The sequence below is a fragment of the Desulfobulbus oligotrophicus genome, assembly GCF_016446285.1.
Classification (GTDB): domain Bacteria; phylum Desulfobacterota; class Desulfobulbia; order Desulfobulbales; family Desulfobulbaceae; genus Desulfobulbus; species Desulfobulbus oligotrophicus.
Window position 1 is genome coordinate 2,436,100 of the sequence record NZ_CP054140.1, and the last position, 12,413, is coordinate 2,448,512.

Annotated in this window: 10 protein-coding genes and 1 riboswitch; of the genes, 2 read left to right on the plus strand and 8 right to left on the minus strand. The window is 46.6% G+C overall.

The genetic code is table 11. From position 1 onward, the window contains the following. Positions 1–41: 41 nt before the first annotated feature. The 8 genes from HP555_RS11200 to HP555_RS11235 form a co-directional block, all read right to left on the minus strand. The gene (locus HP555_RS11200) at positions 42–1,865 is read right to left on the minus strand and encodes a sigma 54-interacting transcriptional regulator (protein WP_199262524.1); all 1,824 of its coding nucleotides are present in this window, start codon (positions 1,863–1,865) and stop codon (positions 42–44) included. 156 nt (positions 1,866–2,021) lie between these two features. After that, positions 2,022–2,681, minus strand: a complete 660-nt coding sequence (locus HP555_RS11205) for a TorD/DmsD family molecular chaperone (RefSeq protein WP_199262526.1) — start codon at positions 2,679–2,681, stop codon at positions 2,022–2,024. 123 nt (positions 2,682–2,804) lie between these two features. Beyond that, the gene (locus HP555_RS11210) at positions 2,805–5,198 is read right to left on the minus strand and encodes a DMSO/selenate family reductase complex A subunit (RefSeq protein ID WP_332908660.1); all 2,394 of its coding nucleotides are present in this window, start codon (positions 5,196–5,198) and stop codon (positions 2,805–2,807) included. 31 nt (positions 5,199–5,229) lie between these two features. After that, a complete protein-coding gene (locus HP555_RS11215; protein ID WP_199262530.1) occupies positions 5,230–6,075 on the minus strand; it encodes a dimethyl sulfoxide reductase anchor subunit family protein in 846 nt (281 codons plus the stop codon). 2 nt (positions 6,076–6,077) lie between these two features. After that, positions 6,078–6,701 carry a DMSO/selenate family reductase complex B subunit gene (locus HP555_RS11220; protein WP_408639852.1) on the minus strand — a complete coding sequence of 208 codons (624 nt, stop codon included), beginning with the start codon at positions 6,699–6,701 and terminating at the stop codon, positions 6,078–6,080. 102 nt (positions 6,702–6,803) lie between these two features. After that, positions 6,804–8,300 carry an SLC13 family permease gene (locus HP555_RS11225; RefSeq protein ID WP_199262534.1) on the minus strand — a complete coding sequence of 499 codons (1,497 nt, stop codon included), beginning with the start codon at positions 8,298–8,300 and terminating at the stop codon, positions 6,804–6,806. A 97-nt stretch (positions 8,301–8,397) separates the two neighbouring features. After that, complete coding sequence (locus tag HP555_RS11230) at positions 8,398–9,552, minus strand: sulfotransferase family protein (protein WP_199262536.1); 1,155 nt, start codon at positions 9,550–9,552, stop codon at positions 8,398–8,400. Positions 9,553–9,581: 29 nt separating this feature from the next. After that, positions 9,582–10,325, minus strand: a complete 744-nt coding sequence (locus HP555_RS11235) for a sulfite exporter TauE/SafE family protein (protein WP_199262538.1) — start codon at positions 10,323–10,325, stop codon at positions 9,582–9,584. A 1,201-nt stretch (positions 10,326–11,526) separates the two neighbouring features. Between HP555_RS11235 and HP555_RS11240 the strand changes: the two genes are divergently transcribed. Continuing rightward, on the plus strand, positions 11,527–11,760 hold the full coding sequence (locus tag HP555_RS11240) for a NifU family protein (RefSeq protein ID WP_199262540.1): 234 nt from the start codon (positions 11,527–11,529) through the stop codon (positions 11,758–11,760). A 4-nt stretch (positions 11,761–11,764) separates the two neighbouring features. Further along, positions 11,765–12,166 carry a cell wall hydrolase gene (locus HP555_RS11245; protein WP_199262542.1) on the plus strand — a complete coding sequence of 134 codons (402 nt, stop codon included), beginning with the start codon at positions 11,765–11,767 and terminating at the stop codon, positions 12,164–12,166. A gap of 92 nt (positions 12,167–12,258) precedes the next feature. Further along, positions 12,259–12,356, plus strand: a riboswitch (TPP riboswitch). Positions 12,357–12,413: the final 57 nt, after the last annotated feature.

The following is a 12,413-nucleotide window of genomic DNA, read 5'->3' on the forward strand; positions in this document are numbered from 1 at the left end:
TTGCACCTGTTTAGCAGGAATCAGTCAACTCGTGTTGTTTTTTATTCACCCTTCATTTTACGCCACAAAGTGTGTTCACTGATGCCCAGCTGTTGTGCGGTGAGACTTTTATTCTGATTATTCTTTAAAAGAGTCTGGCGGATGATTTTACGTTCATGGCGTTCAACTTGCTGCTTTAACGATACATTTACAAGGAGTGAACTTTCTGCCCCCATTGTATTGGGGGTGGCGGTCAACTGTGCAGAAGAATCAATAAGTTCCTGCAGCAGTTCTGCCAGAAGGTTGCTGTTGGGCTCTTCATCCTGTTTGAGAAGCACATACCGATGCAGCAGGGCAGCAAGCTCTCTGACATTTCCCGGCCATGCATATGTGCTCAGCAGTGAATATTCTGCAGGGGATAGAAGGTGTGAAGAAAAGCCCAGACGATGAAGCAGTACACCGCAGATCTCCGGTATATCTTCTACGCGGTCACGCAGAGGAGGGATCTGCACATTCAAGGTTGTCAGACGATAGTACAGATCGGCTCTGAATCTGCCGGCCTGTACTTCCCGAGCAAGATTTTTCCAGGAAGAGCTTACAACACGGACAGAAATAGGGATTACTCTGACCCCGCCAACCTGAAATATTTCCTGAGATTCTAAAACACGCAGCAGTCGTACTTGCAGCAAGGCAGAGATATCTGCTATTTCATCAAGAAAGATGGTTCCCTTATTGGCAAGGAGAAATAATCCTTCCTTTCCTCCCTTTCGTGCACCTGTAAAAGCCCCCTCTTCATACCCGAAAAGCTCACTTTCCAGGAGGCTGTCAGGGAGGGCGGCACAGTTGACGGCAACAAAAGGCTCATGAGCCCGAGATCCTGCATTATGCAGGGCATGGGCTAAAAGTTCTTTCCCGGTTCCGGTTTCCCCCTGAATGAAGATGTTGGCATCTGTTTGTGCAAAACGTTGTGAACGCTTGCGCAATGCACGCATGTTTGCACTCTGGCCAATCAGATCAGTAAAAGTATATTTAGCAGTAAATCCACGATTCTTAACATGCTTACGTAACTTACTGTCAATGGTGCGCAGATATGTTGCTGGTCGGAATGCTGCGATGGCCCCGTCAATATCACTGTTTATGCGAATAGGGCGAATATTGGTCACAAAACTGCGGTTATCAAACGAACATATATTATCTGGAATATATTCTCCGTTTCTGAGCACCTGATCTATCTGTATTACATTCAGAAAATCAGTAAATATTGAGCCCTCATTCTTTTGATCTGTATTCAGGAAATCAGCGGCTTTAGTGTTGCTAAACAGGATCGTTCCTGCTTCATCAACACCAACTATTCCCTCATGCAAAGAATCCAGGGCTCCTTCAAGCCAGGCGGCATGTTTTTGACTGCTATGTTGAGATTCGGCTATATTGACCGCCTCTTCCAGGGCACGCTGGATTACTTTTGAGCTCGGAATAATGGTAGATCCTCTGCATCCCATCTCCCGGGCTGTTTCCATGCAGATTCCACCTCCAATCACATAGTCAACACCACTGTCTATTGCCTGTGAAATGCCGTCTGTTAATTCCTGTGTGGAGTGAAAAACAATGGGTTTTATACGGATGTTAAGCAGATCTGCAAAAAGATTCAGCCCTTCGGTTATCTCTCCATACGAGGTAATAGCAACATACTTAGCCGCATGGCGAATTCTGAACAGGGTGCGCAGAATATCAAAATGCGTACGACTGATGGTTACAACAGGCTGTTTGAGTTGCTGGCGTAACAGTTTTCCTGTCCCGCCACCACCAAGGATAACATTTATCCCTGCATCTATAAGCTCTTGAGCAACAGGTAAGGCGTCTTCCATGGTCGCAAGGCGAACAACCATTGATATACCCTGAGAAGTCGCATGCCTGTAGACAACCTTACTGATGGTTTCAGAATTTGAAACAAAGGCAAATTTATAGCTTTTCCCCAAAACACCTCCCCATTGGTATACATATTTGGGTTGTTATGGCTCGGGTAAATTTTCTTTTACAGCCTGTTAATAGTAGAGTTTTTTCTCAATTCTTTCCGCTTGAAATATTTCGGAAAGATGGACAAACAGGTTTTTGGTCAACTTGCCCAGAGCCTGGTAAAAAGATGATCGGGCCAGCTCTTCCTGCAACTCTAAACAACGATAGACCCATGTGTTTATATGCATTCCCAAAAAATCCCGAAGGACCTGAGCAGTGCCTTCATTTGTAACTGTATCGTTACAAAATCGTTCCAGAAATACCGCCAGGGCAGAAAGAACCAGCCCCAGATGATCCAGAGGTTCTCTCGCATGCAGGGTGCAGACAAGGTCTGCCTGAGCCAAGAAAGATTCGAGTGCCAGACATGATGGCCCCAGGAGTAAATTCTCTTTATCCAGGTAGACGCTTCCCCAGAGAGGAACCTGAGGCATGCCCAGCCCGATAAACAAATTCAGATGTTCCTCCTGCAGGGTTCCTTGCAGTGCAGACAGGCTCGCTTCCTGTTCAAGTTCTGCATGCAAATGCATCAAGACATCCACGCTGTGTTGATCATGTGCAAAGGGCCATTGACTGGCCAGATTCTGTTGAGCTAATTCCTGTACAAGCTCCAGGCCGGGTGGATTGATATAGAGACTGGAAAAAAGACGGGCAAAAAATGCTGCGCCATGGGCTTGTTCTACTGTCAACATGGACGGTCCTTGTTCACCCCTTCGGAGGGGCGGTGTGCAGGGGCCTTAATTGATTGATCTGACCTTGAAAAAAAGTGACCGGATGACCGAATAATGGGCATCCGGTGGCACTGATATTGTATCTTAAACAGCTTTGACATCCACTAAACAGGTGTTCACGGCATTGGCTTTGACCACATGGGAGCGTCCGCCAAGTTTTGTCAAGGTATTGGCGCAGTGCCCTGTATCCACCCCTCGGGTGTCAGGGGAATACTGTGTACCTTCTGCTTTAGCGACAACTCCAGGCATGATTCGCGGGGTAATACGAACCGGCACATGAATTTTTCCCCGATCATTAAAAACCTCCACCAGTTGATGCTGCCGGATGTTTCTGGCCTGGGCATCAATGGGGTTGATATGCAGGCAATCTTCCACTGCTTCCTGTAACCAGGGTATATTGCCAAAGGTGGAATGTGCCCTGGAACGCGGTTTGTAACTGATAAATTGTAAGGGATATTGGGATTTACCAGTTTCGCTGTACCCTTCCCATGTTTCACAGTATTGCGGGAGAGGGGTAAGTTTTTCCCCTTCAGGCATTATCCAGGTTTGTGCCCTTTGAGCCAGTTCCAAAGAGTATATTTCAATTTTCCCTGAAGGTGTTTTCAAAGGGTTTGCGCCAGGATCCTGCCGGAATTTTTTCATGCCGAATCGTTCTTCATCAGGGTCATAGGGCAAGCGTATGGCTTTTTTGGCTTTCAGTTCTTCGATGGGCGGAAGATTAGGGCTTTTTTCCCTGGTTTGCACATACAGATGATCTTGCCATTGATCCCAGGTACGACCTTCTGTAAACTGCTTTTCAACGCCAAAACGTCGGGCCAATTCTGTGAACACATCATAAGGGTGAGGACAGCCAAAAAGCCTTTCTACCACGGGTTCAGCATAAACAGCATAGGTACCATAGACATTATAGCGGGAATTTTCGGGCCAGGTGATACTAGGCAACAGAATATCTGCATACCTGGCACTGGCGGTCATGTGGTTTTCCATGATGAAGATGAATTCCAACTTGCTCTCATCACGTAAAAGTTCAGCCAACTGGTTGGTACCTCCATGCTGATTGAGGAGCCAGTTACCCTGGTACTGGACCACACATTTAATATCGGTTTTCAGACCATCCGCTCCGCGAATACAATCTTTTTTCGCAGTCATATTTTTGCCGTCAAGAACAGCCTGGGGCCAGAGAAAACAAGGAACTTTGGCTTTTACTTTGTTGTCACCAAAAGGCATCATTACCATGTTGCTTTCCGGTGCAGAAAAGGCGTTGGCACCATTACAGGTTCCACGCATACCCAATTTACCCACCAAAATAGGCAGCATGCACACGGCACGGCTGTTTTGTTCTCCAGCAGCCTGTCGTTGCAAGCCCCAGCCCTGGGCAATAAAAGGAGCCCGGGCATTCGCAATGTCACGGGCCAGCTGGACTATAGTCTGCACAGGCACACCACAGATCGGCGCGGCCCATTCGGGGGTTTTGGGCGTTTCACCGGGTGCAGTACCCAGAATATAAGCTTTATATCCCAGATGGGCCGGTAAAGGGGGAATGCCTTTTTCCGGATCACCCTCTTCAGCATCATAACCATAGCAGTGTGTGCGTAAAAACCCCTCATCCACACGATTTTCAGTGATCAAAACATAGGCAACGGCTTCCACCAAAGCAGCATCAGTGCCGGGTCGAATGGGAATCCACTGGTCTTCACGACCACAGGCGGTTTCAGTGTAACGGGGATCTATGATAATGGTCCGTGCCTTGCTTTTGTTTTTGCCCACCTGATACAGATAGGTTCCGCCCCCGCCACTCATGCGCGTTACAGCCGGGTTATCTCCAAAAAGCACAATAAGGTCGCTAAAGGCCATTTCCATGGGGGAAGAATCATTAAAATGTCCACCATACGTGAGCTTGACGGCTTCATTAATTTGAGCGTTACTGTAGTTGCCATGCGCCTCAACATGCCCCCCTATGGAATTGAGAAAACGCTCCACAAAATGATAGGGGCCGGGAATGCTATTGTAGCCGATCCGACAAAAGATTGAGTCATTTCCATATGTAGCAATGATATTCTTTAGTCGCAAATGCACTTCTTCATATGCTTCTTCCCAGGTGATACGCTCGAATTTACCTTCACCTCGTTTACCGACACGACGCAGGGGATATTTGATACGGTCAGGGGCATAGGTCCGCTTATGCAGAGAGCGTCCGCGAAGACAGGCCCTGGTCTGATGCATACCAAAGGTGTCATCACCCATGTCATCTGTTTCCACGCGCTTAATTCTATCTCCTTCCACGACCATTTTTAACAGACAACTACAATGGCAATGTGCCCAACAGTTGGACCATACTGTTTTTTCACCTGCAGGAATATTACCGGCAATGGATGGCAGACCGTACAGGTCTACAAAAGCTCCTGTACCCAGGAGAAGACCCAATTTCATAAATTCGCGTCTACCTATAGAAGGTGCATATAGGTTGGACTTGACTATTTTTTTTACTCTTCATAATCGACCTCGTCCTTTAGTACGCAAAAATCTGTAACATCCCGGAAATTTTCTGCATATTGTAAAAAGATATCCTGCCTGATAACTCACTCCCAAACACACACAAGAAAATGAATGTATACATCAACCATGACGAGTAAATATCTTTTTCCAATGCTATTATTAACAATGAAATGCTTACAGCCAATAAAACAAGTCGTATGATAATCAAGATCCATTCATGGGTGTTAACATCAAATTGTACAACAAGATTCCCAGCCCATTTATTATACAAAACAATAGTAACCATAAGCAGGAAGAGGATACCTATGGCAACAATGATCCATATCTTCATTGATTCTAAAAAATCTTCTTCCTGTTTCCGACTGTGGATAAATAAGAAACCTGCTACTCCCAGAGCCAGAGCCGACATGAAAAACTGTATGGTTGTCCAGGCAGAATCCCATGCAGGAACAGTCGGCAAGGTATAGACTCTTGAGATGGCATAACAGAGGACCAAACCAGCAAAAACAGTTGTTCCAAGAAGAACATTGTATTTTTGAATCTGCGTTTTCTTCCAGGTTAAGACGTTGTAGATCAGCAGCAGAGCTCCAAAAACAGCCACACTGACCACTTCCAGGCTTAAAGGTGACCCGGTTTTAATTCCCTGCAAGACATTAAAAACGTTGCTGGGTTTGCCCAGGTGCAAAAAAGAGGCCAGTGAACCTGATAGAAATAAGACCCACAAAATTATCTGTAGTGTCATACTGTTGGCCCATGGTGCTTTGTCTGCTGATCGAAACTGTTTAATACCTGAAAAAAACAATATTCCAGTGGTTGCCTGAACGAGCACAGTAAAAAAAACAAGGGGTATTTGATGCATAATCAGAACTCCTTTTTGTTGAGCACAGTGCCATCTTTGCTCAAGGCCGACCGGGCATGTCTGCCGCCGGTGATGACTAAGTTGGGGCTGGTATATTTTTTTTCCGGTAAAGGGGCGATTTCATCTTGAAGCCCGTATCTCTCTCGCATTTTGGTCACAGGACCAAAATCCAGAGCCCGAAGCGGGCACGCTGTAACACACATGGCCTGCTCTCCCCTGTTTAACCTGTCTATGCAGCCGTCACATTTGGTCATTTGTCCACGCTGGGAATCAAACCGTGGAGCTCCATAGGGACAGGCCCACTCGCAGTACCGGCAGCCTATGCATTTTTTATGATCTACCAGGACAATCCCTGTTTTTTCGTCTTTGTGCATGGCTGTAGTCGGGCAAACACGGACACAAATGGGTTCATCACAGTGGTTGCAGCTAATGGAGACATGGTAAGCAAAAACATCCTGATGCCAGGTTTTATCGCTGTTTTCCTGCCAGCTGCCACCAGCGTATTCATAGACGCGACGATAAAATTTACCTGTTTCAGATTCTTTCAAAGATCTGCACGCCACCTGGCAGGTCTTGCAGCCGGTGCATTTTTCAACATCCACGTGAAAGCCATACTGTTCCTTCATCATGGGCCCTCATGATTATTTGAGTGTTAAAAAACAGAGTCACCGCATGAGGGCATTCTTTTTGAAGTTGATGCTCTTCTGTGGTGACTCTTGGTGAATGTATTACACTGCCGGCGGCATAGTATAAAAACTTGCATCCAGCAAAACTATAGCAACATAAAAAAAGGCAATGGTTATAATCACAGAAACCGCAGCAGCAGCTAACCCCCATATAAACATAGTCCGCAGGTTAGCGCCATAGCCCGCAACAATCCCTTGAGCACCTGTAGCTGAAGCCACAGCATAACTCCAGCTAACAGCTGATCCCGTTACCCAGATCCAGGCCACAGATCCAAAATCAAGTCCTCGCCAATTATTCATGCTTTCAATGGCCAGGGGGACCATAACTCCAGCAGCAGCAGTGTCTGTAGTCACCTGGGACAGAGCATTGCCGGTTATTGTCCAGGCAGCAATGGACATCAGGTCATTGATGTTAAGAAACGGTGTTATCCATCCTGCAAAAACAGTGGATGCGCCTGTTCCTGAAATAATTTTACTTAAAGCTACAGATGCCGGCCACATGAACAAGATGGTGACGGGAAAGAATTTTTTCAAGGCACTGGTTGAAAGAATATTCTCTTCCGGAACAGATCTGGAAGGCATAAAGAAAAGAAACATGGGAATCATACAAAATATTTTGGTTGGATTGAGCCAGCCAAAAAAGGGAGATTCCCTGGTGTAGGAGGCATATACCGGCTCAAGAAGAGCCAGACCGATAGCAACAACAAAACCTCCCAGGGAGATTTTTTCCTCATAGCTCATGGGGCCCAGCTTGGCCAACTCCTGTTTATAATACTCCTTGGTTCCGCTGAAACGGTCCATATCCGTGTCCATGAAGTACATAAGAACGGCCACTCCAGCAATAACACAAAGCGATACGGGGATCATACGAATGGACCAGTCTGTAAAGTAGATCTGGTAGCCGATATACTTGTTGAGCAAACCGTATGTGATAACCGATTGACCGCCACCAAGCGGGGTTGCCATACCACCAACAGATGCCCCCCAGGCAACAGCAATAAGGATGTTGGAGGCAGCCTTGGAGTTCCAGCGGTCATCATTTGTCTTAAATCCTGAATACATCAGGGCAGCTACAGCAATGGGTGCAAACATGGCAGCCACCGTGGTGTTGCCGACCACAAAACTGATGATACCACAAAGAACAAACCACCCTGCGGTTTGCGCACGCACATTGCCACTGATACGCATAAGGAAGTTAAGGGCTAACCGTTGGGAGAAACCCCACCGCACCCAGGCTACAATAATTGCTGTGGCTCCAAAAATAAGCGCCGCCTCCTGGTGCACGTAAGCTTCAAGTACTTTTCCCAAGGGCATGTACGCGTACAAACAGGCTACAAAAATAGGCACCAGACAGGTTACCTTGATGTCAATGATCGCGGATATCCACCACCAGACCATCCAGAACAAAATGCCAAAACCAAAACGAGCTTCAACAGGGCCAAACAGAGGCAGGCTGACAGTCAGGGCCAGCAGGGCCGGCCCTAACAGTATGTTGAACCACTGTTTCGATGTAAATCTTGATGAGATCACTTCGCTCACAACGTGCTCCTTTATTCCTTTTTTAAAAATATGCAGAAGGTTTATTCAGGTTTGAAATTACATTTCAAACCTGAATGGCAAGAAGCAGACACGAAGACTAGAGGACGACTTCTCCCTCATAGCGTCGTTTAATGCAAAAATGCTGCTTCCACTGCGTCCAGGCCCTTTGTCCAATGATCATCTCCTCATCCGGGTCTCCAATGGGGAAATGGCGGGGGTTGTCACTTTCTTTCCAAATGCCCTTCTTCAAGCGCTCTTTGCGTTGATCAATGAGCCAGTCATTGTAGCTTTCATAGACAATATGGCCTTCAAAGCCGTCCAGGGTTGCTGCACGGATACGGCTGTCAAAATTGATGTATTTTTCGATTATGTGCGGTTCGGGCATCTCGGGTGAGACATCGTTTTTATAGCCGGCCTCCTCCAACTCTTTCCCGGCAACAGCTGCAAAGATCCGCTGATCACGCTGACTGAGCAGATCTTTATAAATACCCACGTACTTATCACTGATCGAATGTCCCAGTGGGGCATGATCGCGAGAGGCGCCCCGTGCCCTGGCCAGATCTGTTTTGTAAAAATCAAACATGGCTTCTTCAAAGGGCTCATCCAGGAAAGTACAGACCGCACGCATGACCTCTTCCGGATGCCTTACCAGATCCTCATAGCGAACATCGAGCCACAGACCCTTGTCCTGTAAGGGTTGGCGCCACTGTTTAACTGCATTCCAGCAACGCTTCCAGGAATGAGCGGCACAGTAAATGTTTGTGGGACCAAAGGAAGATTCCATATAGTCAACACTTGCATCACGGCCATCTCTGGTAATGTAAATAAATTGAGCATTGGGAAAGTGCTCGTGCATGGGGCCTGTAAAGTAGAGGTTGTGCGGTGTTTTTTCTCCCCAGCGGGGTTTGTTCACATAGTTTGCAAAGCGCAGATGCATGCCGGCATACAGACCGGCAAAGCTGCGCTCCGGTGCCAGCTCGATCACCTCATCAACAATGGTACGGGGGTTCACTTGCATCCCCCAGAAGGGAGTTTTCAGGCCAAAAACCATTTCCGTGGCCAGAGTGCGAAAGTTCGATTCAAGGGAAAGGTCACCATAGGTATGCAGGTACGGATAAAAACGCGGGTAATACCACACAACTTCAGGCACAGCGATACGTGAATGACAACCTAAAAGAGCCATGACCAGAGTTGTTCCTGAGCGCTCCGCTCCAATCATAAATACTGGCCGTTCATTTAAAATAATGGACATGTTTTCCTCCTTTACGTTTTTTAAATGGTTCACCATGAACGTAGAAAAATATAACTACCGACAATAACGCAAACGATTGAGACAATCTTTTTCAACAGAGAGCTTGATGCAGTATGTGCAAGGTATACCCCTATAGAAACACCAAGCAGTTCTATAAGAGTGATCCACCAGGCAACGGAAAAATCGATAAATGCATGTCTGAAGTTTCCAATACTTCCAGATAATGCAGCCGTAATCTGCACCACCTGGCTGGCAGCAATAGAGGTGAGAGGATGAAATCCGAAAGCAACCATAATAGGTACAGATAAGACCGGGCCTCCAACACCGGTTAATCCAGAACCAAAACCAACCATTGATCCAATCAGCAGTAATAGAATAAATCTATTGAGCTTTCCCTTACCATCTGAGCTGATAATGCCCGTGTGTGGTTTGAGAGCATATACTCCAGCAAATATAATAACAGCAGCAAGAAGAAGATTTAAACTTCGTACTGATGTGTTTGCATTCGTAAGAGATCCAACATATCCGAACAACAATGCACCTAAACAAAGAGGTATTGTTACTTCCCAATTAATACTGCCTCTCCGCTGATACAGATAGGTACCCAGTATACCTGTAAAGATAAAACTGAACAGTGCAGTACCCATAGATACATGTGTTGACAGACCAGCAAAGGAGCCAAGTGCTGGAATCAGAAGAATACCCCCTACCCCGACAGTCCCTATCAAAGTACCGACAAGGAGAGTGATGAACCCAAGAACGAGAAGATGCATGTTAATATCCCTAGAAAAGTGATCAGCCGGAAAGTATGCCAAAACAGACTGCTACCTATCAGGCAAAAATCAGGCCAACTCACCAAAAATGATAATGTATTGATATGACAGTAGAAAATATTTTGACAGCAGGACTAGTGGTTGCAATAATGCAAACATTATCTGCATAATTGCAAAAACAACATGCAGGCTACAGGAAAACCGTTGACAGTGTCCATGGTGTGCAGCGGTGCGGAAAGAGGGATGCCAATGCCGTGTATCTGCAATAACTTCGGTTGGCACCGTGACATTCTGCACGCATTCAATGTTGAGATAACGCCGGCAAGCTCCTTGACTGATGCAAACGTCCGGGTGATCGTCATCGTTTCTCTTCAGACCACTTTGTGGACCGCAGCAAAGAAAAATGTAACTTCCGGGTTGCTGATGTCACAGGATTGCAAGCTGCATCATCCTGTTGTCGTTGACCATACACTCAAAATTTTGGTGACATATTCCATATTTTGTTCGTGTATTCGGATGCACGAACCAAGCACCTGTCACGAGATCGTGTTGAGGTGTTGATGGTACATTCCCTTTTGATCAGGCTGAATCAGAGCAGCGCTTGCAATACCCGCCCCCCTCCAGAAGAATCTTTCTCGAGCAGCCACTGTGCAGAACTTCACTTCTATTTGAACGAATCAAAGCTTTTTGGTTCGGTGGAAACCGCAGAAACGTTTGCAATGACAAGGAGGTTGAACATCGCCGGTCAAGTCTGCACGCTCCCGCACCTCTAAAAAAACAACCAGGTGATCCGGATGTCGATGAGTGCTATGGATGTTCCGCCCGAACCGGACGCAAAACAGTGCTCACAGCATTTTAATGAAAGCAGGCAAAAAATGGTTGATCAACACAGAGTGGCAACAGTCATAAAATCCATCGGTCGACAAACTCCATTTCACGGTCCCGACACATCCCATGGCTCGATGAACAGTGACGATCCAGCTGCCCATAACTGCGCCTTGAGGTGGCCTTAAAATCAGCTACCCATCTGCATCATCATGACATGTTACACGTTCGACTATACTATGAATTTTTTCTTGTATTTCCAGACGTTGGACCATTGATGAAAAAGAATTGAAATTGTTTTCTTGTCTGATCAATTAAATGATGCTATACTCTCGCACTCTTAATAGGAAACTGCAGTCCGGTAAAGGAGTTATTTATGGAGCAATTACAGGAAGCTGCAAGAAAAGTGCTGGAACAGATCCGGCCAACTTTACAACGTGACGGCGGAGACGTGGAATTTGTCGAATTGAGTTCCGACCAGGTACTCAAAGTCAGGCTCACCGGAGCCTGCCAGGGATGCCCCATGTCACGCGTTACCTTGAAAGAAGGAATCGAGAAGTTTGTTAAAAACGAACTTCCGACTATCCGAGCCGTAGAGGCGGTTGAATAACGTTATGCCTATTGGATTTGTCGAAAGTTTACTTTGGCTGAGTCTTAACATCTATCATGAATCACGCGGCGAACCCGAAATCGGACAACTTGCCGTAGCCCATGTCACCCTCAATCGTGCCCTTGAAGACAACAAGAGTATTGCTGACGTTGTCCTTGCACCCTACCAGTTCAGCTGGACCTTCCAGAAAAAATCCTATGTGCCGCTGGAGATAAACCCCTTGCAGGAGAGCTTGCGTATTGCTCTCAAGGCCATGGTCACCTCGGATTTCACCAAAGGTTCCACCTTTTATCACCACGTGAATGTCGCCCCGAAGTGGGCGGTGGGAAAAGCATACATCGGTCGCTACGGATCCCATAAGTTTTATCGGGACACTGCACAGCCCATATCTGCCGCTCTCTTCTGACAGATCCACACCCGTTTATTTTCAGCATTCCCATCCCTGCAGACAACACCGTACCTTTGTGTTGACAAAGCACCTGTTGTTTTTTATAAGGAGTGCATCGCTAGGGGTGCAATCTCGCTGAGAGGAAACCATCCAACCCTATGAACCTGATCCGGGTAATACCGGCGAAGGGAAGCGGTCAAGACACTGATTATCTGAATTCCTTTCGGTACTCTATGCCTTCAGGCCGTCTGTTCCTTCCCGGGAC